Raw genomic sequence first — 23,004 nt, 5'->3', positions numbered from 1 at the left:
CCCCCCCCCCTCCCCCCCCCCCCCCCCCCCCCCCCCCCACGCCCAACTGAGAGGAAGCCTTTTGGCAAAAAGGCAGACGACGGGCGGGAGCGCGCCCTTCGTTTTTCAGAGAGGTGTCCGCGAACGTGTCGGGTCCCCATGGAGACAACTGCCACAGCGCCGCAGCGGCACGGGGCTAGCCGTGCCTCGCCGACGCGCGCGGTGGCGTCGAGTGGGAGTGACCGGCGGTTCATGCCGACCAAGCCCGGGCTGCCTGCCGACGGACCGCCCAGCCTCCGCCAAATCGCCGCCGCGAGTGGGCGCGCCGGCCCTCGGCCTTGTCCCGCGTTTGGGGGACCAAGGCCGAAGGCTAATTTGAGATGTCCGGAAGCCAGCCAGCTCGACAGGAGGACACGCCCATGCATTTCTGCGCTGGCGCGGGACTGGCAGGCTGGCTGAGTGGCAGGTTGGCAGCAGAATGTGCGCTGCCAGGGGACGAGGGCTATTGGGCGCCAGGTGCAGGGTACGCCCGCTCTCAACAACACCGCCAAGGCCGGGCAGCCTCCCCGCCTCTGCCCTAGCCCGCATGGGTGCGGCCGCGGCGGTCGTGGCGCAGCGCGGCGTAGAGCACATGGGTGCGCCAGCGGCCATTGATCTGCAGATAGCTTTGCGCCACGCCCTCGTATTTGAAGCCGGATTTCTCCAAGAGCCCGCGCGACGCCGCATTTTCCGGCAGGCAGGCGGCCTCTATCCGGCTGAGGTCCAGCTTGGTGAAGGCATGGTGCACGACCGCGCCGATTGCCTCGCGCATGTAGCCGTGCCGGGCGTGGGGCTGGCCGGTCCAGTAGCCGAGTGTGCCCGCCTGGGCCGGGCCGCGGCGGATGTTGTCGAGGGTGATCGCCCCCACCAGCATCTGATCCTCGCGGCGGATCAGGAACAGCGGCAGCGCGGTGCCTGAGCCCACCGAACGGCGCGCCCAGTAGACCCGGTTGGTGAAGGACTTGCGGCTGAGGTGGTCGGCGGCCCAGCCCGGCTCCCAGGGCGTCAGATAGGCCTGGCTTTGCAGTCTGAGGCCAGCCCAGCCGTGAAAATCGCCATGCACCGGAGGCCTGAGAGTCAGGCGTTCGGTTTCAATGGCGACCTTCGGACGGCTGAGCAGCATCAGGCGGTGCGCCTCTCCTGCAGCGCGGCGAGCGAGGGCGCATTGGCAAGCGGGCCATAAAGCGCCAGGGCCGCCGGGGAGGACGCGGCCATCCCTTCGGCCATCTGGCGCACATCATCGAGGCTCACCGCCTCGATGCGGGCGATGGTCTGCTCGAGCTCCGGCACCTTGCCCCAGATCTGCACCAGCCGCGCCAGCCGCTCGGCCCGGTTGGAGGGGCTTTCGAGCCCCATCAGCATCCCCGCCTTCATCTGCGCGCGGGCGCGCTCGACCTCGGCGGCGCTCATGTCATCGGCGGCGCGCTTCATCTCGTCGATGGTGATGCCCGCCAGTTCGCCCAGCTGCTCGCCCGAAGTGCCCGCATAGATGGTGAGCGAGCCGGTATCGGCGTAGGAGCCTGCCTGGGCAAAGATGGTGTAGCAGAGGCCGCGCTTCTCGCGCACTTCCTGAAACAGCCGGGAGGACATGCCGCCGCCGAGGGCGCCTGCGTAGATCTGCGCAGTGTAAACGGCATCGTCGCGGTAGCCGGGGCCTTCGAAGGCGAGCGCGAAATGAGCCTGCTCCAGATCCTTGTCGCGGCGCGCCTCGCCGCCGGTGAAGCGGGCGCCTTCGGCCTCGCTGCCGGGGCGCGGCGCGAGGTGGCCGAACATCCGCTCCGCCAGTTTCACCAGTTCGTCATGGTCGACAGCACCAGCCGCCGACAGGATCATCTGGCCGGGGCCGTAGTGCTGCTGGACGAAGCCTTCGAGATCCTCGCGGGAGAAGCTGCTGACGCGTTCCGCCGGGCCCAGGATGGTGCGGCCCAGCGGCTGGTCGCGGTAGCTTTCCTCCTGCAGCCAGTCGAAGATCACGTCATCGGGGGTGTCCAGCGACTGGCCGATCTCCTGCAGGATGACGCCGCGCTCCACCTCGATCTCGCGGCCGTCGAAAACCGGGTTCAACAGGATGTCGCCGATCACGTCCAGCGCCAGCGCCACGTCGTCCTTCAGCACCCGCGCGTAATAGGCCGTGACCTCGCGGCTGGTATAGGCGTTGATATAGCCGCCCACGTCCTCGATCGCCTCGGCGATTTCAAGTGCCGTGCGGGTTTTGGTGCCCTTGAACGCCATGTGCTCCAGGAAATGGGCGATGCCGTTCTGCTCGATCCGCTCGTGGCGGCCGCCGGCGGTGACCCAGATCCCGATAGCTGCGGATTCCAGCCCCGGCATCTGCTCGGAGACGATGCGGAAGCCGTTGGCGAGAGTGTGCTGCTGAACTGTCAATGCGCGATGTGCTTTCTGATGTGATCCTCGAGGGCGGCCAGATCGTTGGCGATCCGGGTCACCCGTTCCGGCTTCTCATACAGATCAGACATGCGCGGGGGAAGGGGCGGATGGATGCCGCTGGCGTCTTCGACCGCGGCCGGGAATTTTGCCGGGTGCGCGGTGGCAAGGGTGACCATCGGCACGTCCGGCTGGCGGTGCTCGTTTGCGACCTTCACGCCGACGGCGCCGTGCGGGCAAAGGAGCTCGCCCGAGGCTTCGACTTCGGATTTGATGGTGGCGAGGGTCTCCTCCTCCGAGGCGCGGCCGGAGGCGTAGGTCTCGCGCAGGGCTTCCATCGCGCCTTGCGAGACGTTGAAGCCGCCGCCCCTCTTCAGCTCGTCCATCAGCTGGGCGACCGCACGGCCGTCCTGACCGTAGGCGTAGAACAGGGCGCGCTCGAAGTTGGAGGACACCTGAATGTCCATCGAGGGGGAGATCGAGGGGATGGTCTCGCCCTTGAAATAGCCCTGCCCCGACAGGCAGCGGTGCAGGATGTCGTTCTGGTTGGTGGCGACCACCAGCTGCTCGATCGGCAGGCCCATCTGTTTGGCGATGAAGCCTGCGAAGATGTCGCCGAAGTTGCCGGTGGGCACGGTGAAGCTGACCTTGCGCTGCGGCGCGCCAAGGCTCACGGCGGCGGAAAAGTAATAGACCACCTGCGCCAGAACGCGGGCAAAGTTGATCGAGTTCACGCCCGCCAGCTTCACCTCGTCGCGGAAGCCGAAATCGTTGAACATGTCCTTCACCGCGGCCTGGCAATCGTCGAAATCGCCATCGACGGCAAGCGCGTGGACGTTAGCGTCCTCGGGCGTGGTCATCTGGCGGCGCTGCACTTCGGACACACGGCCATGCGGGAACAAGATGAAGACATCGACCGCATCGAGCCCGCGGAAGGCCTCGATCGCGGCGGAGCCGGTGTCGCCCGAGGTGGCGCCCGCGATGGTCACCCGCTCGCCGCGCCGATGGAGCGCGGCCTGGAACAGGTGGCCGATCAGCTGCATGGCGAAATCCTTGAAGGCCAGCGTCGGCCCGTGGAACAGCTCCAAGAGGAAGTGGTTGGGCGCCAGTTGCTTCAGCGGCGCGCGGGCGGCATGGCCGAAGTCCGCGTAGGCCTTGGCGATGATCGCGCGGAATTCGTCATCAGTGAAGCAGTCGCCGAGGAAGGGGCGCATCACCCGGAAGGCGGTTTCCTCGTAGGAGAGCCCGGCAAGTGCTGCGATGTCATCGTGGGACATCCGCGGGATCTCAGAGGGCACGTAGAGGCCGCCGTCGCGGGCAAGCCCGGTCAGCATGGCGTCTTCGAAGGTCAGCTCGGGCGCCTGGCCCCGGGTCGAGATGTATTTCATCGCCTCAGCTCTCAAGATTGGGTGCGGCTGCGCCGCAGGAAATAGACGGTCATCCCGGCCCAGATCAAGGCCAGCGAAAACCAGGTGATTGCATATTGCAAGTGGTCATTGGGGATGGCGGCGGTGCTGACCGGCACCGGCCGGGGGGCGCCCTGCCCTGCCGGGGCCTCTGCGTTCCGCCAGTCCGGCGGCTGGCGCAGCACGGCAAACACCGGCTCGGTTCCCAGTTCAGCGGCCATGCGGGCGGCGTCTCGGGCGTACCAGATGTTGGCCTCGGGGTCCGGCGCGGGGGTATAACCGTCGGTCTCGTCCGGCCAGTGCAGGTTGGCTTCCACCGTGGCAGTGCCGGTACGGCGGGAGGCATTCTTGGCGGCGGCGGGGATGAAGCCGCGGTCCAGCAGGATGCGGCGGCCGTCCGTTAGCGTGAAGGGGGAGATCACCCGGTAGCCCGCGCCGTCTTCCTTGAAGGAGATCAGCACGTGCAGCTCCCCGGCGCCAATCTCGCCCGTCAGCAGCACCGGGCTGTACTTGTCTGCTTCCGGGTCCAATGCTTCGGGCAGGCCAGCGGCGGGGGCGGCGGCGATGCGCGCCTCGATGGTGGCGAGGATGCCTTCCTTCCAGGCCTTGCGCTGGAGCTGCCAGCTGCCCAGGGCAAGCAGCGCCGCAAGGCCCAGGCCGCCGATAACCAGGAGGAAGATGAAACGCCGCATCCGGGCCGCTCCGTAAGACAGAATTGGGGCGCGCAGACCCTCGCCTGCGCGCCCCGTGTGATACGTCATGTCGGCGGATAATCAACCGCAAACATGTACCCGTTACAAACCGCCCGTCACAGGCCGCCCGTCACAGGCCGGACGTGCCCCAGATGTAGACGGCGAAGAACAGGAACAGCCAGACCACATCGACGAAGTGCCAGTACCAGGCGGCGGCCTCGAAGCCGACGTGCTGCTCGGGGGTGAAGTCGCCCTTGATCGCGCGGATCAGGCAGACGGTCAGGAAGATGGTGCCGATCACAACGTGGAAGCCGTGGAAGCCGGTGGCCATGAAGAAGTTCGAGTAGAACTCGTCCTCGCCGAACTTCCAGCCCTCGTGCAGCAGGTGCGCGTATTCATAGCCCTGCAGGAAGGTGAAGGCGACGCCGAGGGCGATGCCGATAGACAGGCCCTGGATCAGCGCCTTGCGGTCGTTGTTGTGCACCAGCGCGTGGTGCGCCCAAGTGACGGCACAGCCCGAAAGCAGCAGGATCAGCGTGTTGATCAGCGGCAGGTGGAACGGATCGACCGCGTAGATCTCGGGCGCGATGTATTCGCTGCCGCTGTAGGTCTCCATCGGGTACATGGCGTGTTTGAAGAACGACCAGAACCAGGCGAAGAAGAACATCACCTCGGACATCACAAACAGGATGAAACCGTAGCGCAGGCCGATGCGGACAACCGGGGTGTGGTCACCCTGGCGGCTTTCGGCAACCACTTCGGACCACCAGGCAAAGGCCGCGTAGAGCACCGCGACAAAGCCGATCCAGAAGGCCCAGGCGGTGATGCCCTTCATCCAGAACACCGCGCCGACCAGCATGACGAAAGTGCCAAGCGATGCGGCCAGCGGCCAGATCGACGGCGGCAGAATGTGATAATCGTGATTTTTAGCGTGCGCCATTCAAGTGTCCCTCACCAAAGCGGCCTAATTCGTGGTTGGACCTGCACCGGCATCAATGCCGGCGTCGAGAGCGGCAACGCCCTCGGGCAGATCGGTTTCGTAGAACGTGTACGACAGAGTGATCGTATGCACATATTTCGCATCCCGGTCCTCGATGATCGCGGGATCGACAAAGAAGGTGACCGGCATCTGCACCCGCTCGCCGGGCTGGAGCACCTGCTCGGTAAAGCAGAAGCAGTCGATCTTCTCGAAGAAGCCGCCGGCTTGGTAGGGCGTCACGTTATAGGACGCCTGCCCCGCCACCGGCCGGTCGGTCGGGTTGTAGGCCTCATAAAAGGCCAGACCGGTTTCGCCGAGCTTGATCTCCATCTCGCGCTGCGCCGGCTTGAACTCCCACGGCATGCCGCGTTCCTTGGAGGCATCGAACCGCACCTTGATGGTTTTCTCCAGGACGGTCTCCGAGCCCTGCTCGGCCACGCCGGTGACGCCGCCAAAGCCGGTGACACGGCAGAACCAGTCGTAAAACGGCACCGACGCCCAGGCCAGCCCGCCCATGAGCACGACGACGCCAACCAGCTGCACGGCGGTTTTCTGCGGTCCTTGCAATGCCATCAGCTTTGCTCCGTCCGGGTTTCACTGCCGCTGCCGGGGAAGCTGAAGCCGTTCGAGGTGACCTTGACCATGGTCAGGGCCAGGATCAGCACGACGAAAGCGGCAAGCAGCACGCCGACGCCCAGGTTGCGGCCGAAGCGGCGCTTGTGCAGGTCGTGGTCTTTGCGCAAAGCCATGATTACCAGCCTCCAAGCCCGTAGGGTTTCAGCAGCGCCTCGGCCAGGATCGCGCCGAAGTGCAGGAACAGGTACAGCAGCGAGAGCTTGAAGAAGCTGCGTTCCGCCTTGAAGTTGTCGGCCTCGGAACCGTCCTCGTTCCGGCGCCAGATCTTCACCGCGCCGTGCAGGAACAGGCCGTTCAGCACCAGTGCCACCGCCAGATACAAGGGCCCGCCCACGCCGGAGAAGGCGGTGCCCACGGCCAGCAGAGCCAGCAATGCGGTATAGATCAGGATGTGCAGCCGGGTCGCCGGACGGCCATGGGTCACGGTCAGCATCGGCACGCCCGCGTCGTCATAATCCGAGCGCATGAACAGCGCCAGCGCCCAGAAATGCGGCGGCGTCCACATGAAGGTGAGCGCGAACATCAGCCAGGGCTCCACCGCCATCGAGCCGGTGGCGGCCACCCAGCCGATCACCGGCGGGAAAGCCCCCGCGGCGCCGCCGATCACGATGTTCTGCGGCGTCGCCCGCTTCAGCCACATGGTATAGACCACCACGTAAAAGAAGATTGTGAAGGCCAGGAATGCCCCGGCAAAGACATTGGCGGCCAGCGCCAGCATGATCACCGACAGGCCCGACAGCGCCAGGCCAAGCACCATCGCCTCGCCCGGTTCAACCTTGCCTGCCGGAATGGGGCGCGATTTGGTGCGTTTCATCACCTGGTCGATGTCGGCGTCCCACCACATGTTCAGCGCGCCGGACGCACCGCCGCCGATGGCGATGAACAGGATCGCGGCAAAGCCGACCACCGGATGCACGCCCACGGGTGCCGCCAGCAGGCCGACAAGCGCGGTGAACACGACCAGCGACATGACACGCGGCTTCAGCAGGGCGAAGTAATCGCCAAAGCCGGCCTCGTTTTCATTCAGTTGGCTCGCGTCGATGCTTGCGTCGCTCATCTCGATCCCTTTAGCGGCAGCCGGGTGCGCAGCAGCTGCGCACCCTCAGGTTCATGGGCGGTTGGCCCGCGCCAGGGCGGCACGGGCACGGCCTTTGGTTACTTGGAGGCGACCTGGTAGGACTGCGGGATACCCGCATATTCCTCGATCGCGCCCTGCAGCCAGGCGTCGTATTCTTCCTGGGTCACCACCTTGACGGTGATCGGCATGTAGGCGTGGTCCTTGCCGCAAAGCTCGGAGCACTGGCCGAAGTAGATGCCTTCCTTGCCTTCCTCGACCTCGAACCACAGTTCCGCCAGGCGGCCCGGAACGCCGTCCTGCTTCACGCCGAAGGCGGGGATGGTCCAGGAGTGGATCACGTCGGCGGCGGTCACCTGCATCACCACGGTCTTGCCCGAGGGCACGACGACGGCGGTGTCGGTGGCGAGCAGCCATTCGTCCTGCGAGTAGCCGTTTGCTTCCAGCTGGTCCTTGGGCAGCAGGAAGCTTTCAAAGCCGAACTCGTGGTCGGTGTATTCATACCCCCAGTACCACTGGTAGCCGGTCACCTTGATGTTGATGTCGCCTTCGGGAATTTCCTGCTGCGCGAACAGCTGCGGCAGGGAGAAGGAGCCGATGAACACCAGGACCAGGATCGGGATCACGGTCCAGGCGATCTCGATCGGGGTGTAGTGGCTGTACTTGGCCGGCGTCGGGTTGGCGCGGCGGTTGTAGCGCACGATGGCGTAGAGCAGCAGGCCGGCGACGAAAATGCAGATTGCGGTAATGATCACCAGAATCATGTAGTCGAGCCGGTGCAGCCCCTCGGCCAGCGCGGTGGCGGCAGGCTGGAATCCCATCTCGCCATCGGTGGGCTTACCAATAATTTCAAGGCCTTCTTGCGCCATGGCCGGAAGGCTCGACAGGCCAGCAAACAGGCCCGAAAGCATCAAAGCGTTCTTCATATCTTGTCCTGATCGGTTGATCGCATTGTTCCTGCGGCACCGCGCGGCGGGGAATCAATGATTCCGCAAAACGCAATAGCCCCGTTGTCTTTGAGGCCGCTTAAAATCATATTCCTCCGTACAGATAAAGAGGCTGGCAAGCGGCAAACGGTCGCTTTCTTGACTCAAATCAAAAAAACCGGAGCTCTGCACCATGGAAAACCCTGCCTTCCGCCCCTTTGAAACTGCGCTGCCGGAAGACGAGGCGCTGCCGCTTTTGCGGCAGGCTCTGGACGGGGCGGAGGATGGCGAGATCTTTGCCGAGCGGCGCAAGTCGGAGGCGCTGGTGTTCGATGACGGGCGGCTGCGCAGTGCCAGCTATGATGCCTCCGAAGGCTTCGGCCTGCGGGCGGTCAATGGCGATGTGGCGGGCTATGCGCATTCCACCGACGTCTCGCTTGCGGCACTCAGGCGCGCGTCCGAGACCGCGCGGCTGGCAGTGGGCGCGGGCGGCGGCACCTATGCCGAGCCGCCGCAGGCCACCAACAAGAAGCTCTATACCGACGCCGACCCGATCAGCGCCCTGCCCTTCCCGGTGAAGGTAGAGACCCTGCGCGAGATCGACGCCTTTGCCCGCGGGCTGGACAAGCGGGTGGTGCAGGTCTCGGCCTCGCTGGCGGCCTCCCTGCAGGAGGTGGAGATCCTGCGCGCCGATGGTGTGCGCGTGAGTGACATCCGTCCGATGGCGCGATTGAACGTTTCGGTCATCGCAGAGCAGGACGGCCGGCGTGAAAGCGGCTCGGCGGGCGGCGGCGGGCGGCTCGGGCTCGACGGTCTGATCGACCCGGCGAACTGGCAGGCGCAGGTGAAGGAAGCGCTGCGCATCGCGCTGGTGAACCTGGAGGCCGAACCGGCCCCCGCGGGCGAGATGGAAGTGGTGCTTGGCCCCGGCTGGCCCGGCATCCTGCTGCACGAGGCGATCGGCCACGGGCTGGAGGGCGATTTCAACCGCAAGGGCTCCTCTGCCTTTGCCGGGCTGATGGGCCAGCAGATCGCGGCCAAGGGGGTCACCGTGCTGGATGACGGCACCATCCCGGACCGGCGCGGCTCGCTCACCGTGGACGACGAGGGCACGCCGAGCCAGAAGACCACGCTGATCGAGGACGGCGTGCTGGTGGGCTACATGCAGGACCGCCAGAACGCCCGGCTGATGGGGGTCACTCCCACCGGCAACGGGCGGCGGCAGAGCTACGCCCACGCGCCGATGCCGCGGATGACCAATACCTACATGCTGGGCGGCGCGGCCGATCCGGGCGATCTAGTGGCGCAGATCAGGGACGGCATCTGGGCGGTGGGCTTCGGCGGCGGCCAGGTCGACATCACCAACGGCAAGTTCGTCTTCTCCTGCACCGAGGCCTACCGGGTGAAGGACGGCAAGGTGGGCGCGCCGGTCAAGGGCGCGACGCTGATCGGCGACGGCGCCACCGCCCTGAAGCAGATCCGCGGCCTTGGCAACGACATGGCGCTGGACCCCGGCATGGGCAATTGCGGCAAGGCGGGCCAATGGGTGCCGGTGGGCGTCGGCCAGCCCTCGGTGCTGATGGACGGGCTGACGGTAGGCGGCTCGGCCGCCTGAGGCCGCCTGGCGTTAACCCGGCCGGGGCTCTGCTGCCCCGGCCCGCACATTGTCCGCAGCCCCTCCTGCCCGGGAGGCGAAAATACCCATTTAGTATTAGATACTTACCGTAATTAGCGAAGAATCACGGAAAAATTGCAGCGCGTTCACCACCTGTTAACCCCCTCAAGGTTAATTCTAATCCTGCAAACAGGCGGAGCCGCGGATGACTGAAGAAGCACATTCTTCCACTCACCCCCCACTCCCACCCACCACGGAAGAGCTTCAGTTTTCCTGGCTTCGTCTGTTGCGCTCCAAACGGGTTGGCGCGGTGACCTTTCACCGGCTGCTCAACCAATACGGTTCAGCGCAGAACGCGCTGGATGCGTTGCCTGAACTGGCACGCTCCGCAGGTATCAAGGGGTATGAAACATGCCCTGCCAATGCGGTGGACGCCGAAATAAATGCCGCAAAAGCCGCCAAAGCGCGGCTTTTGTGCTACGCAGGCCCTGGATATCCCGAACTTCTGATGACCTTGAAGGACGCCCCGCCCTTGCTGTGGGCGATCGGCGACATCGATGTTCTGGCGCGTCCCGCCGTCGCACTTGCCGGCGCGCGCAACGCGTCCTCGCTTGGCACCCGCATGGCGCGGGCGCTGGCACGCGAACTGGGCGCGGCAGGCCATGTGGTGGTCTCGGGCCTGGCCCGCGGCGTCGACACCGCCGCCCATGAAGGCGCGCTGGAGACCGGCACGGTGGCGGTGCTCGCAGGCGGCGCCGATGTTGTTTACCCTGCCTCCAATGCAGCCCTTGCCGCCCGCATTGGCGAGACGGGCGTGATTCTGTCGGAACAGCCGATGGGGCTGGCGCCGCAGGCGCGCCATTTCCCGCGCCGCAACCGGATCATCGCCGGCATTGCCCGCGCCACCGTGGTGGTCGAGGCCGCGGCCCGCTCCGGCAGCCTGATCACCGCGCAGCAGGCGCTGGATTACGGCCGCGAGGTGCTGGCGGTGCCGGGCCACCCCTTCGATGCCCGCGCCTCGGGCTGCAATATGCTGATCCGTGACGGCGCCCAGCTGGTGCGCGGCGCCGAAGACGTGCTGGCCGCATTGCCGCCGCTGCCGGAAGCCGCGGAGGCACAGGCGGCCCCGGAGGCCCCGCCACCGGCCAAGGCTCTCAGCGCGGCCCTGGCGGACCTGCCGCCGCCGCCGCCGCAAAAACGCAGCCTCGCCGAGACCCATGCCCTGCACCAGCAGATCCTCGACCGGCTCGGCCCCTCCCCCACGCCGGAGGAAGCGCTGCTGCGGGACCTGGCGCTCACACCCGGCGACCTCGCGCCCGCGCTCACCGACCTCGAGCTGGAGGGCGCGCTGAGCCGCGGCCCCGGCGGGCTGCTCTGCCGCGCATCCACACGCGAAGGCTGACCGCCGCGGCAGCGCCGCAACCCCCTCTCAACCTCCCGGTATCGCCAGCCCCGGCCCCCCGTCCGATGGCTGCGGATTGACAATCTCCTCTTGCGCCCCACATCTTGCCCCGCCTAGAACGCGCCAAATCACTCCCGAGAGGTCAGAGAATTTATGCCAGTTGTCGTTGTCGAATCCCCAGCCAAAGCGAAGACGATCAACAAGTACCTTGGCTCTGACTACACCGTTCTGGCCTCCTACGGGCATGTGCGCGACCTGCCGGCCAAAGACGGCTCGGTCGACCCGGAGGCGGATTTCGGCATGACCTGGGAAGTCGGCGCCGACAGCCGCAAGCACGTGAAGGCGATCGCCGACGCGCTGAAGGACGACAACGCCCTGATCCTCGCCACCGACCCCGACCGCGAGGGCGAGGCGATCAGCTGGCACCTGCAGGAGGCGCTGACCAAGCGGCGCTCGATCAAGAAGGACACCGCGGTCAGCCGGGTGACCTTCAACGCGATCACGAAGGAAGCTGTCGCCGAGGCGATGAAGAACCCGCGCCAGGTCGACCTGCCGCTGGTCGAAGCCTATCTGGCCCGCCGCGCGCTGGACTACCTGGTGGGCTTCAACCTGTCGCCGGTGCTGTGGCGCAAGCTGCCGGGCGCGCGCTCGGCGGGCCGGGTGCAGTCGGTCTGCCTGCGCCTGATCGTCGAGCGCGAGATGGAGATCGAGGCTTTCAACCCGCAGGAATACTGGTCGGTCCGCGCCAGCCTCAAGACCCCGCGCGGCCAGGATTTCGAGGCGCGCCTCACGGTGCTGGGCGGCGATAAGCTGGACAAATACAGCCTCGCCAATTCCACCGCGGCCGAGCTGGCGGTGCAGGCGGTTGCCTCGCGCAAGCTCAAGGTCGTGTCGGTGGAGGCCAAGCCCGCCTCCCGCAACCCCTCGGCCCCCTTCATGACCTCCACCCTGCAGCAGGAAGCCAGCCGCAAATTCGGCATGGGCGCGCGGCAGACGATGAACGCGGCGCAGCGGCTCTATGAGGCGGGCCACATCACCTACATGCGGACCGACGGTATCGACATGGCGCCGGAAGCGGTCGAGGCGGCGCGCGCCGAGATCACCCAGCGCTATGGCGGGGAGTACGTGCCGGGCAAGCCCCGGATCTACAAGAATAAGGCAAAGAACGCCCAGGAGGCGCACGAATGCATCCGCCCCACCGACATGGGCCGCGATGCCGCCTCGCTGAAGGTGAGCGATGACGACCAGCGCAAGCTCTACGACCTGATCTGGAAGCGCACGCTGTCCTGCCAGATGGAAGGCGCCCGGTTGGAGCGCACCACTGTCGACATCGGCTCGGACGATGGCCAGGTGGTGCTGCGCGCGACCGGCCAGGTGGTGCTGTTCGACGGCTTCCTGCGGGTCTACGAGGAAGGCCGCGACGATGTCGCGGACGAGGACGACAAGCGCCTGCCGCAGATCATGGAAGGCGAGGCGCTGAAGTTTGCAGGCGTGCTTGCGGCGCAGGCGGAAAAGGCCGGCAAGGACGCTTCGGTGCTGTCCGAAGACGGTGCCGTGCTGGCGCTGCAGCACCACACTCAGCCGCCGCCCCGCTACACCGAGGCGACGCTGGTCAAGCGCATGGAAGAGCTCGGCATCGGCCGTCCCTCGACCTATGCTTCGGTGATCACCACGATCCAGGACCGCGAATATGTCCGCAAGGACAAGAACCGCCTGTTCCCCGAGGACAAGGGCCGGATCGTCACCATCTTCCTGCTGAATTTCTTCCGCAAATACGTCGGCTACGAGTTCACCGCCAACCTGGAGGAAGAGCTCGATGACGTGAGCGCGGGCCAGCGCGATTACAAGGACCTGCTGGGCCGGTTCTGGCGCGACTTCTCCGCCGCGATTGCCGAGACCTCTGAGCTGCGCATCACCGAGGTGCTGGACGTGCTCGACGACGCGCTGGCGCCGCAGCTTTACCCCCCGCGCGAAGATGGCACCGACCCGCGCATCTGCCCGAAATGCGGCCAGGGTCAGCTGCACCTCAAGACCTCGCGCACGGGCGGCTTTGTCGGCTGCGGCAACTACCCCGAGTGCACCTACACACGCCCCATCGCCGGCGAAGGCGCCGATGGCGACGAGCGCGTGCTGGGGGTCGATGAGGGCGATGAGATCCACCTGAAGTCCGGCCGCTTCGGGCCTTACGTGCAGCGCGGCGAAGCCACGCCAGAGAACAAGAAGCCGCCGCGCGCCAGCCTGCCGAAGGGCTGGAACAAGGACGACATGGACCTGGAGAAGGCGCTCACGCTCCTGAGCCTGCCGCGCCAGATCGGCGAGCATCCGGAAGGCGGCATGATCTCGTCGAACTTCGGCCGCTTCGGGCCCTACCTGATGCACCAGCTGCCGGAGGAGGAAAAGCCGGTTTACGCCAACCTCAAGGACCCCAACGACGTCTTCGAGATCGGCATGAACCGCGCGGTGGAGCTCCTGGCCGAAAAACGCGCCAACCCCGGCCGCCGCGGCAGCCGGGCGGCGGCAAAACCGCTGAAGGAGTTGGGCGAACACCCCGAGAGCGGCGGCGCGGTCAACATCATGGACGGCCGCTACGGGCCTTACGTGAAATGGGAAAAGGTGAACGCCACCCTGCCCAAGGACGTGGAGCCCAAGGACATGACTATGGAAATGGCGGTTCAACTGATCACCGAGAAAGCGGGCAAGAAGACCGCCAAGAAAAAACCGGCGGCCAAGAAAAAGGCACCCGCCAAGAAAGCCGCGGCCAAGAGTTAAACCATCGCGCGCTGCCAACCGCTGCGCTGGCGCGCGGCGGGCCTCCGGCGGGGGTATTTGCAGTCAGAAAGTGGCACCTCCCTCTGAACTAAACGCCTGGACTACTTTCTGGCCCGAAGTACCCCGGGGTGAATTGGCCGAAAGGCCAAGAGGGGCAGCGCCCCTCTGCGCGGGACGGCGCGTGCCGGGCGCTCCGTAGAAATACCGATCCGCCTCGGTATTGTTGACTCTCTCCCGCCCCGCCGCCAGAACCGTTGTAATTGGCAGTTTATGGGAGAACTCCATGAAAAAGGTATATTCGAACGCCGCCGAAGCGCTTGACGGGCTGCTTTTCGACGGCATGTTCATTGCGGCGGGCGGCTTCGGCCTCTGCGGCATCCCCGAACTTCTGCTGCAGGCAATCAAGGACGCGGGCACCAAGGACCTGACCTTTGCCTCCAACAATGCGGGCGTGGATGATTTCGGCATCGGCATCCTGCTGCAGACGCGGCAGGTGAAGAAGATGATCTCCTCCTACGTGGGCGAGAACGCGGAGTTCATGCGCCAGTACCTGTCGGGCGAGCTGGAGCTGGAGTTCAACCCGCAAGGCACGCTCGCCGAGCGGATGCGCGCGGGCGGCTGCGGGATTCCGGGGTTCTATACCAAGACCGGTGTCGGCACCCAGATCGCTGAGGGCAAGGAGCACAAGGAGTTCGACGGCGAGACCTATATCATGGAGCGCGGCATCTTTGCCGACCTGTCCATCGTGAAGGCCTGGAAAGCCGATGACACCGGCAACCTGATCTTCCGCAAGACAGCGCGCAACTTCAACCCGCCCGCCGCCATGTGCGGCAAGGTCTGCATTGCCGAGGTCGAGGAAATCGTGCCGCGCGGATCGCTCGATCCCGACCACATCCACCTGCCGGGCATCTACGTGCACCGCATCATCCAGGGCGACCACGAAAAGCGTATCGAGCAGCGCACCACCCGCAAGCGTGAGGAGGCTTGAACCATGGCTTGGGACCGCAACCAAATGGCCGCACGCGCCGCGCAGGAGCTGGAAGACGGCATGTATGTGAACCTCGGCATCGGCATTCCGACGCTGGTGGCGAACTACGTGGGCGACAAGGACATTACCCTGCAGTCGGAAAACGGCATGCTGGGCATGGGCCCCTTCCCCTTTGAAGGCGAGGAAGACCCCGACCTGATCAACGCGGGCAAGCAGACCATCACCGAGCTGGCGCGCACCGCCTATTTCGACAGCGCCACCTCCTTCGGGATGATCCGCGGCGGCAAGATTGCAGCCGCGATCCTGGGCGCGATGGAAGTGGCCGAGAATGGCGATCTGGCAAACTGGATGATCCCCGGCAAGCTGGTCAAGGGCATGGGCGGCGCGATGGACCTGGTGGCCGGTGTCGGCAAGGTCATCGTGGTGATGGACCACACCAACAAGCACGGCGACAGCAAGCTGCTGAAAGAATGCACCCTGCCGCTGACCGGCAAGGGCGTGGTCGACCGCATCATCACCAACCTCGGCGTGCTGGACGTGGTCGAGGGCGGGCTAAAAATTGTCGAGACCGCCGAGGGCGTGAGCGAGGACGAATTGCGCGCGGCGACCGAAGCCACCATCGTGAACTGACCGCGAGGCCGCCGCAGCGGCGGTCCGGCAATGTACAACGCGAAGGCCCGCCTGTTTTGGCGGGCCTTTTCCTTTGCTCTCAGCCGGCGAGCGGGCGGCTGGGCGGGCGGCGCTGCGGGCCGCGGCTGTGCCAGGGCGCGCCTTCGGGCGGGTTGACGATCTCCCACATGTAGACGCGCTTGTCGTACCAGTTGACCACCAGCTCGCGCTCCGCTTCGAAGACCACCACGCAGTAGCTGCCCGACGCCGGATCGCAGCTGTCCCGGCCCAGCCAGGTGACGATCACCGGGTCCACCAGGTTGCGGTTGAACAGCACCACCGCCTTGGTCCACTTCCCCGTGGTATAGAGCCCGCCGCCAAAGATCGCCGCCGCGAGCAGCAGGAAGCCCGCGCCAGAGAGATGGCGCAGCGGGTTGCGGGGGGCGAGGTCCGGGGCGAAGGCCACGAACACCAGGCGGCCGAAGAAGCCCACGAAGGCGATGGTGGCGATCAGGGCGAGGTTGCTGCTGAAGCCTTGTGACTGAGCGGCCACGGCGGCCGGGTCTATCCCGAGATCCAATGCTGTCTCCAATCTATTTTCTGCCAAATGGGGCATTTAAAAATATGCGGCCGTGAAATCATCCACGCACCGCAGAAAAATGGCGGCTCTTGGCGAAAGTCATGATTTCACGAGGGATTTGCGGGATGCCCTGGTGCCGGGGGCTACTGCATCACCCGGAACACGCAGCCGTCCGAGAGAAACTGCGGCGGGGTCAGGCAGAGGCCGCGGGCCACCTGGTAGGCGGCCAGCACCTTGGGCACGTAGTCGCGGGTCTCGGCGAAGGGCGGCACGCCTTTGTGGGCGCGCACCGCGCCCTCGCCCGCGTTGTAGCCCGCCAGCACCAGGATCGGGTCGCCGCCGAACTCCTGCATCAGCCAGTCGAGGTAACGGATGCCGCCGGCGATGTTCTGCTTGGCCTCCAGCGGGTCGGTGACGCCGAAGCGGGCGGCGGTATCGGGCATCAGCTGCATCAGGCCCTGCGCGCCCGCGCGGCTGACGGCACCTGCGCGGCCCGACGATTCCACCGCGATCACCGCCAGCACCAGCGCCGGAGAGACCCGGGTGCCGGCGCTTTGGGTCAGGATCTCCACTCCGCGGGCGGCGGCGATGTCCTGCAGGAGTTGCAGCCGCGGGGCCGCGGCGTCTCCGGCCTTGGAAAGCGCCAGCAAGGCGGGGTCGAGCCGCCCCGGGCCGATGGCCATCCCTGCGGCAGCAGCTTCGGGGGTGATCTCCTCCCAGAAGGCGGCAAAGCGGCCCGGGCCGGGAGCGGGCGGCAGCAGGTCCGGGCCCGGCGCGGGCGCGGCGGCGGGCACGGCCGGGGGGGCCGCATCCGGGTCGATCTGCACGGTGATCCGTTTGCGGGTGCCGGGCACGGGCGGCTTGATGCGCTTGGCCTCGAATTCGGGGAAAGGCTGCGGCGCGGGGGCGGGCACCGTCTGGGCGTGCGGCTGCGGCGGCACGAGGGCCGCGGCCAGCGCCAGAATCGCGATGTGGACGGCTTTCACCCTGCCTGCCCCTGCTGCGGTTTTTGTTGCGGTTTGGGAGAGCCTCGGGAAATCCCCGCCCGAAGGCCAGCCCAAGCGGCCCGGAATCGGGCACGCTCGCCATAATTTGCGGCCACTGGCGCGGAAATGCCACGGCCGCAGGCTGGCACCCATGGATAAAATCGCGCACGGCCAGTGCGTTACCAATATTCTTGCCAGGAAGTTAAGATTGAGACGAATTCTCCAGCATTCAGCCCAAATCCTGCCACGCTCGGCTGGCTATATATCCTCATCCAAGCCGGACAGTGGTCAAGCAGGTGAGAGAGCCGACCCTGAAGAGATGGCGGGATAGGCAAAATTCAGTGATCCTTTGGAGGGACGACACCATGATTAAGTTCATCAAAAACTTCCGCAAAGACGACTCCGGCGCCGTGACCGTGGACTGGGTCGTGCTGACCGCCGCCGTCGCCGCCCTGGCCGGCGTTGTCTACACCGCCATCCAGAACGGCGCCTCCGACCTGACCAGCGGCACCGGCTCCTACCTGTCGACCAAGAAGCCGACCTGATCTGACACCAGCATAGCTTGAATTCTCAGCGGGCCGCTCCGGGACACGGGGCGGCCCGCCCGCGTCGGGATGGCGGCGAAACAGCAATTAATCAACCTTATCAATACCTTGAAAATTGCCGGCGATATTCGCGCTTTGCGGCCATATGCACAGGTTTCCGCCCCATTCAGGCCAGATTCATAAAGCTTAATGATTTCGTAACCCGGCGGGGCAGGCCCATTGTGAGAGAGCGGGCCAGCATCCCCCGGCGGGAGATACCTGGAATTCAAGCGATCCTTTGGAGGGACGACACCATGATCAAGTTCATCAAAAACTTCCGCAAAGACGACTCCGGCGCCGTGACCGTGGACTGGGTCGTGCTGACCGCCGCCGTCGCCGCCCTGGCCGGCGTTGTCTACACCGCAATCCAGAACGGCGCCTCCGACCTGACCAGCGGCACCGGGTCCTACCTGTCGACCAAGAAGCCGACCTAAGCGCATCGCACAGGGTTTTGCGGCGGCCCCGGAAAAGGGCCGCCGCCTTGCCCCGCAGGGGCTGACGCAGCGAGGTGTGCACTATGAAACGGCTTTGGTCCTTTCTGGCAAGCGATGACGGTGCCATCACCGTCGACTGGGTTGTTCTGAGCGCTGCAATCATCGGGCTCGCGGTGCTGATCTCCGGCGCGATGGAAAACGGCGCCATGGGGCTCGCGCAGGCGATGGCCGCCTACATGACGAACTGGTCGTTCAGCTAGGCCCGCCCGGGCCGGCAGAAGCCAAGGGCCTGACTTGCAACTTTTCGATTAATCCAGCAGCCGGTCCCGCCCGCGCGGAGCCGGCCCCTAGTTCTTGAGAGGTCACGGTATGCGTGCTGTTTTCGGTTTGGTGCTGATCGTCGGGGTCGCCCTTGCGGGCGGCGCGGTGATGATGGCGAAGAACTACATTACTGCCTATCAGAACGAACTGGCCCGCGAACGCGCGGCCCGCGCCGACATCGTGCCGACGGTGGAAGTCTATGTCGCCACGGCCCCGCTGAAATACGGCGAGCGGCTGGGCGAGGAGTCGGTGCGCGCGGTGCGCTGGCCGGAAAACGCCATCCCCGAAGGTGCCTTCCAGTCGCTGGAGGCGCTGTTTCCGCCGGAGGCCGGGGGCAAGCCGCGTGTGGTGCTGCGGGCAATGGAGAAGGGCGAGGCTGTCCTGGCCGCCAAGGTGACCGCGCCGGGCGAGGATGCAGGCATCACCTCGCGTCTGCAGCGCGGTATGCGGGCTTTTGCGATCAAGGTGGACGTGGCCTCGGGCGTGTCGGGCTTCCTGCGCCCGGGCGACAAGGTCGATGTCTACTGGACCGGCATGATGCCGCAGGCCGACGCGGGCCGCGGCGAGGTGACCCGGCTGATCGACACCAATGTGGAACTGGTCGCGGTGGACCAGAGCGCGGGCGGCGACATCGACGGCGCCATGATCGCCCGTACGGTGACCGTGGCGGTGCGCCCCGAGCAGGTGGCGGCGCTGGCGCAGGCGCAGTCCACCGGCCGGTTGTCGCTGGCCCTGGTGGGCGCGGGCGACGACACCATCGCCCAGATGGTGGAGGTCGACCAGCGCAAGCTTCTGGGCCTGGGCGCGCTGGAGGCGCCGCAGCAGGTGGAGAAGGAAAAGGTCTGCACCATCCGCACCCGGCGCGGCGCCGAGGTGGTGGAGATCCCGATTCCCTGCACCAACTAGGAAAACCCTTGCACCGCAGTCCGTTAACAGGTTCAGCCCCGCCGCCCGCCCGGGCGGCGCGGGCCTTCTCTGTTGCCCCTGCCCCACAGGGCTCTCTGCCCTGCAGGGGCGCGGAAGCCGTTGATTCTTGCAATAATTCCGGAACCGGGCCACAGTGCGCAAAACCGCGGGCGGCAAGACCCGGGGCAGAGGCGTGATCGGAAAGGCAGGTCACATGGGAATTCGAAGGTTCGTGGCGGCGGCCCTTATGGGGCTATCGCTCGTGGCTGCGCCCGCGGCGGACGGGGTGCAGGCGCAATCGCTGCGGGTGGTCAAGAAGGGCACCGCGGCCACGCTCGACGTGCCGATGAACCGTGCCGTGGTGGTCGAAAGCGCAACACCTTTTGCCGAACTCAGCATCGCCAACCCGTCGATTGCGGATATCTCCTCGCTGTCGGACCGCACTATCTATGTGCTGGGCAAGTCGCCGGGGCTCACCACGCTGACGCTGCTGGATGGCTCGGGACGGCTGATCACCAATGTCGACGTCCGCGTCTCGGCCGATGTGAGCGAGTTCAAGGAGCGGCTGCGCCAGATCCTGCCCAACGAGAGGATCGAGGTGCGCACCGCCAATGACGGCATCGTGCTGTCGGGCACCGTGTCGAGCTCGGCCCGGCTGCAGCGGGCGCTGGACCTGGCGGAGCGTTATGCGCCGGAACGCGTCAGCAACCTGATGTCTGTGGGCGGTGTGCAGCAGGTGATGCTGAAGGTGCGCTTTGCCGAGATGCAGCGCTCGGTCTCGAAATCGCTGAGCGCCTCGCTCGGCTTCAACGGCGGCACCGGCAGCGGCCGCACCGGCGGCACCAACACGCTCAACACTTCCGGCGCGCTGGCTAACTCGCTGGCGGGCAACATCCCGGCCGCAAACGAGAACACCGGCGCCTTCCTGTTCGGCTTCAACGCGGGCTCGGTGCAGGTGAGCCTGCTGCTGGAGGCGCTGGAGCAGAAGGGCGTGGTGCGCACCCTGGCGGAGCCGAACCTGTCGGCGCTGTCGGGACAGGAGGCCAAGTTCCTGGCGGGCGGAGAATATCCGGTGCCGGTGGCGCAGGAAGACGGCGTCATCACCATTGAGTTCAAACCCTTCGGCATCGAGCTGAACTTCATTCCGCGGGTGGTGGACGCCGACCTTATCAACCTGGAGCTGAACGCCGCGGTCTCTGCCATCGACCCGACCAACTCGCTGGAGCTGAGCGGGCTGACCATCGACGCCTTCTCGCGCCGCGAGACCTCGACCACGGTGGAGATGCGCGACGGCGAAAGCTTTGCCATTGCCGGGCTGATCCGGGACGAGTTCCTCGACAATTCCTCGCAGCTGCCCTGGCTGGGCGACGTGCCGGTGCTGGGCGCGCTGTTCCGCAGCGCCGACTACCAGCGCGAGCAGACCGAACTGGTGATCATCATCAGCGCGCATCTGGTCACCCCGACCCGGGGCGAGGCGCTGACCCTGCCCACCGACCGGGTAAGGCCGCCGAGCGAAAAGGATCTGTTCCTGTTCGGCCGCACGTCGCGCACCAGCCACGGGCCGGCCGGGGAGGTCGCCAAGCAGGATTTCAACGGCTCCTACGGCTACGTGCTGGATTGAGCGGGAGGATGGGACGGATGATCAGACATGCCGCGATTGCTGCTCTTGCCCTGGCCGTGGCGGCCTGCGAGCGCGAGGCGGGGCGCGAACTGTTCCGCGAGGGCGGCTTCGGCGATGCCGCGGCAGGCAATGCGGCGGTGATGAGCGGCGACCGAAGCTTCACCATCCAGCTTGCCACCCGCTTTGCCAAAGAAGTGCCCACCACCATCACCTTCGCCTTCGACAGTGCCCGGCTGGAGCCGGCGGCGCGCGCGGTGCTGGACCGGCAGGCGCATTGGATCCGGCAGTTCCCCGAAGTGCGCTTCCGCGTTTTCGGCCATACCGACGCGGTTGGCAGCCAGACCTACAACAAGGCGCTTGGCCTGCGCCGGGCGCAGGCAGCGGTGAACTACCTGGTGGCGCGCGGTGTCAGCCGCCACCGGCTGCAGGCGGTGGTTTCTTTCGGCGAGACCCAGCCGTTGATCCCGACCCCCGACCGCGAGCGCCGCAACCGCCGCACGGTGACCGAGGTGAGCGGGTTCCTGACGGATCACCCGATGCTTCTGGACGGCAAATACGCCCAGGTGATCTACCGCGAATATGTCGAAAGCGCAGTGCCCGAGACCACGCTGACCGAAGAGCAATCGCTCGGCCGGGAGCTGCAGTAGGCCCCTGCCCGCCTGCGCCGGCCAGCTCCGGGACCGGCCGCGCGCGGTTTGCAAGCGGTGAACAATACCCAAGATTTGGGGCTTTTTGGCCCCAATCTCGCCCAAGTTCCCACCGACATTGTTGCCAAGAGGCAAACTGTGCCCCGCGTGCAGCCGACCTTCGGGAACAAGGATGATGGTGATGAGCAGCGACCCCTCGCAAACCGACGCTTCTGCGATTATTGCCTGCACGGTCAGCCGCGACGTGCAGAATTTCGATCTCCTGATCGAAGACATGGAAGCCGCCATGGGCGAGGCCTGGGGCGATCTCGGCTTTCAGGAGGCGCTGACCTTCTTCTCCCAGCCCGAGGCGGAGCCGCTGCAGTTTGTGGCGCTGGCCATCGACAGCGCCGACGAAGGCGATCTGGCGCTGATGGGCGAAATCATCGCTCAGGCCAAGGCGCAGGGCATCAAGGTGATCCTGATCGCCGACGACGTGACGCCTGCGGCGCTGCACAGCCTGCTGCGCCAGGGCGCCGATGAATTTATCCCCTACCCGCTGCCGGAGCAGGAGCTGCAGGCCGCCATCAGCCGCCTCCAGGCGCCGGAGGGCGGTCAGGCGCCGGGTGAGAAACAGCATCAGCTGCAATCGGGCAGCAAGCGCGAAGGCGCGGTCATCGCCTGCCACGGGCTGGCGGGCGGCACCGGTTCCAGCACACTGGCGGTGAACCTGGCCTGGGAGCTGGCAGCGCTGAGCGAGCACAAGGAGCCGCGGGTCTGCCTGCTGGATCTCGACCTGCAGCACGGCTCGGTCTCCACCTATCTCGACCTGCCCCGGCGTGAGGCGGTGATGGAGATGCTGAGCGAGACTGAGAGCATGGACGCCGAACTGTTCGGCCAGGCGCTGCTGACCTTCCGGGACAAGCTGCAGGTGCTGACCGCGCCTGCCGAGATGATCCCGCTCGACATCCTGACGCCGGATGACATCGAGCGCGTGGTGGAGATGGCGCGCAGCCATTTCGATTTCGTGGTGATAGACCTGCCGCACACGCTGGTGCAATGGTCGGAGACGGTGCTGAACGTGGCACATGTCTATTTCGCGCTGATCGAGCTGGACATGCGTTCAGCCCAGAACGCGCTGCGCATGAAGCGGGCGCTGCAATCCGAAGATCTGCCGTTCGAAAAGCTGCGCTTTGCCCTGAACCGGGCGCCGAAATTCACCGATCTCAGCGGCAAGTCCCGGGTCAAGCGGCTGGCGGAATCGCTGGGCATCTCGATCGACCTGCAGCTGCCCGATGGCGGCAAGCCGGTGCCGCAGAGCTGCGATCACGGCACGCCGCTGGCGCTGTCCGTGGCCAAGAACCCCTTGCGCAAGGAGATCGCCAAGCTCGCGGCCTCGCTGCACGAGCTGGGCCGGAATGAAGCCGAAGCGGCCTGAGGGTCACA

At 66.1% G+C, this 23,004-nt stretch carries 23 protein-coding genes; 12 read left to right on the top strand and 11 right to left on the bottom strand.

What is annotated here, in order from left to right:
• Positions 1-556: 556 nt before the first annotated feature.
• The 9 genes from ACOHX0_RS18990 to coxB all read right to left on the bottom strand — a co-directional run bounded on the left by ACOHX0_RS18990 (position 557) and on the right by coxB (position 8,117).
• Positions 557-1,141, bottom strand: coding sequence for a GNAT family N-acetyltransferase (locus tag ACOHX0_RS18990; RefSeq protein ID WP_420678745.1), 585 nt, complete (start codon positions 1,139-1,141; stop codon positions 557-559).
• Positions 1,141-2,403 (bottom strand): M16 family metallopeptidase, encoded by a 1,263-nt coding sequence (locus tag ACOHX0_RS18985; RefSeq protein WP_420678744.1) that lies wholly within the window; start codon positions 2,401-2,403, stop codon positions 1,141-1,143. Before ACOHX0_RS18985 ends, ACOHX0_RS18990 begins: the two co-directional genes overlap by 1 nt.
• Positions 2,400-3,791 carry a threonine synthase gene (gene thrC, locus ACOHX0_RS18980; protein WP_420678743.1) on the bottom strand — a complete coding sequence of 464 codons (1,392 nt, stop codon included), beginning with the start codon at positions 3,789-3,791 and terminating at the stop codon, positions 2,400-2,402. Before thrC ends, ACOHX0_RS18985 begins: the two co-directional genes overlap by 4 nt.
• Before the next feature lie 11 nt (positions 3,792-3,802).
• On the bottom strand, positions 3,803-4,501 hold the full coding sequence (locus tag ACOHX0_RS18975) for an SURF1 family protein (RefSeq protein WP_420678742.1): 699 nt from the start codon (positions 4,499-4,501) through the stop codon (positions 3,803-3,805).
• Between the two features lie 130 nt (positions 4,502-4,631).
• Positions 4,632-5,441, bottom strand: coding sequence for a cytochrome c oxidase subunit 3 (locus ACOHX0_RS18970; RefSeq protein WP_420678740.1), 810 nt, complete (start codon positions 5,439-5,441; stop codon positions 4,632-4,634).
• A gap of 24 nt (positions 5,442-5,465) precedes the next feature.
• Positions 5,466-6,053 carry a cytochrome c oxidase assembly protein gene (locus ACOHX0_RS18965; protein WP_420678739.1) on the bottom strand — a complete coding sequence of 196 codons (588 nt, stop codon included), beginning with the start codon at positions 6,051-6,053 and terminating at the stop codon, positions 5,466-5,468.
• On the bottom strand, positions 6,053-6,229 hold the full coding sequence (locus ACOHX0_RS18960) for a cytochrome C oxidase assembly protein (protein WP_420678738.1): 177 nt from the start codon (positions 6,227-6,229) through the stop codon (positions 6,053-6,055). Before ACOHX0_RS18960 ends, ACOHX0_RS18965 begins: the two co-directional genes overlap by 1 nt.
• A gap of 2 nt (positions 6,230-6,231) precedes the next feature.
• Complete coding sequence (gene cyoE, locus ACOHX0_RS18955; RefSeq protein ID WP_420678737.1) at positions 6,232-7,173, bottom strand: heme o synthase; 942 nt, start codon at positions 7,171-7,173, stop codon at positions 6,232-6,234.
• A 98-nt stretch (positions 7,174-7,271) separates the two neighbouring features.
• Complete coding sequence (gene coxB / locus ACOHX0_RS18950; RefSeq protein ID WP_420678736.1) at positions 7,272-8,117, bottom strand: cytochrome c oxidase subunit II; 846 nt, start codon at positions 8,115-8,117, stop codon at positions 7,272-7,274.
• Positions 8,118-8,310: 193 nt separating this feature from the next.
• On the opposite strand from coxB, the gene tldD reads away from it, so the two are divergent.
• The 5 genes from tldD to ACOHX0_RS18925 all read left to right on the top strand — a co-directional run bounded on the left by tldD (position 8,311) and on the right by ACOHX0_RS18925 (position 15,521).
• On the top strand, positions 8,311-9,732 hold the full coding sequence (gene tldD / locus ACOHX0_RS18945; protein WP_420678735.1) for a metalloprotease TldD: 1,422 nt from the start codon (positions 8,311-8,313) through the stop codon (positions 9,730-9,732).
• Positions 9,733-9,937: 205 nt separating this feature from the next.
• Complete coding sequence (gene dprA / locus ACOHX0_RS18940) at positions 9,938-11,134, top strand: DNA-processing protein DprA (RefSeq protein ID WP_420678734.1); 1,197 nt, start codon at positions 9,938-9,940, stop codon at positions 11,132-11,134.
• 153 nt (positions 11,135-11,287) lie between these two features.
• Positions 11,288-13,903, top strand: coding sequence for a type I DNA topoisomerase (gene topA / locus ACOHX0_RS18935; RefSeq protein WP_420678733.1), 2,616 nt, complete (start codon positions 11,288-11,290; stop codon positions 13,901-13,903).
• A gap of 283 nt (positions 13,904-14,186) precedes the next feature.
• The gene (locus ACOHX0_RS18930) at positions 14,187-14,891 is read left to right on the top strand and encodes a CoA transferase subunit A (protein ID WP_420678732.1); all 705 of its coding nucleotides are present in this window, start codon (positions 14,187-14,189) and stop codon (positions 14,889-14,891) included.
• A 3-nt stretch (positions 14,892-14,894) separates the two neighbouring features.
• Entirely contained in the window at positions 14,895-15,521 is a 627-nt protein-coding gene (locus ACOHX0_RS18925; RefSeq protein ID WP_420678731.1) for a CoA transferase subunit B, read from the top strand.
• A gap of 79 nt (positions 15,522-15,600) precedes the next feature.
• Here the strand turns inward: ACOHX0_RS18925 and ACOHX0_RS18920 are convergent, their stop codons facing one another.
• Positions 15,601-16,092, bottom strand: a complete 492-nt coding sequence (locus tag ACOHX0_RS18920) for a hypothetical protein (protein WP_420678730.1) — start codon at positions 16,090-16,092, stop codon at positions 15,601-15,603.
• A 131-nt stretch (positions 16,093-16,223) separates the two neighbouring features.
• Complete coding sequence (locus ACOHX0_RS18915; protein WP_420678729.1) at positions 16,224-17,066, bottom strand: lytic transglycosylase domain-containing protein; 843 nt, start codon at positions 17,064-17,066, stop codon at positions 16,224-16,226.
• Positions 17,067-17,431: 365 nt separating this feature from the next.
• On the opposite strand from ACOHX0_RS18915, the gene ACOHX0_RS18910 reads away from it, so the two are divergent.
• The 7 genes from ACOHX0_RS18910 to ACOHX0_RS18880 all read left to right on the top strand — a co-directional run bounded on the left by ACOHX0_RS18910 (position 17,432) and on the right by ACOHX0_RS18880 (position 22,996).
• Positions 17,432-17,611 (top strand): hypothetical protein, encoded by a 180-nt coding sequence (locus ACOHX0_RS18910; protein ID WP_420678727.1) that lies wholly within the window; start codon positions 17,432-17,434, stop codon positions 17,609-17,611.
• Positions 17,612-17,904: 293 nt separating this feature from the next.
• Positions 17,905-18,084 (top strand): hypothetical protein, encoded by a 180-nt coding sequence (locus ACOHX0_RS18905; RefSeq protein ID WP_420678727.1) that lies wholly within the window; start codon positions 17,905-17,907, stop codon positions 18,082-18,084.
• Positions 18,085-18,167: 83 nt separating this feature from the next.
• Positions 18,168-18,344, top strand: coding sequence for a hypothetical protein (locus ACOHX0_RS18900; RefSeq protein ID WP_420678726.1), 177 nt, complete (start codon positions 18,168-18,170; stop codon positions 18,342-18,344).
• Positions 18,345-18,453: 109 nt separating this feature from the next.
• On the top strand, positions 18,454-19,311 hold the full coding sequence (cpaB, locus tag ACOHX0_RS18895) for a Flp pilus assembly protein CpaB (protein ID WP_420678724.1): 858 nt from the start codon (positions 18,454-18,456) through the stop codon (positions 19,309-19,311).
• A gap of 214 nt (positions 19,312-19,525) precedes the next feature.
• Positions 19,526-20,932, top strand: coding sequence for a type II and III secretion system protein family protein (locus ACOHX0_RS18890; protein ID WP_420678723.1), 1,407 nt, complete (start codon positions 19,526-19,528; stop codon positions 20,930-20,932).
• Between the two features lie 17 nt (positions 20,933-20,949).
• Positions 20,950-21,579, top strand: a complete 630-nt coding sequence (locus ACOHX0_RS18885; protein WP_420678722.1) for an OmpA family protein — start codon at positions 20,950-20,952, stop codon at positions 21,577-21,579.
• Between the two features lie 181 nt (positions 21,580-21,760).
• A complete protein-coding gene (locus ACOHX0_RS18880) occupies positions 21,761-22,996 on the top strand; it encodes a CpaE/TadZ family protein (protein ID WP_420678721.1) in 1,236 nt (411 codons plus the stop codon).
• Positions 22,997-23,004: the final 8 nt, after the last annotated feature.

Source organism: Cribrihabitans pelagius (assembly GCF_048820915.1).
In the GTDB taxonomy this organism is placed as follows: domain Bacteria; phylum Pseudomonadota; class Alphaproteobacteria; order Rhodobacterales; family Rhodobacteraceae; genus Cribrihabitans_A; species Cribrihabitans_A pelagius.
The sequence above is the reverse complement of the archived record's forward strand: the minus strand, read 5'-3'. Positions and strand labels throughout refer to the sequence as shown.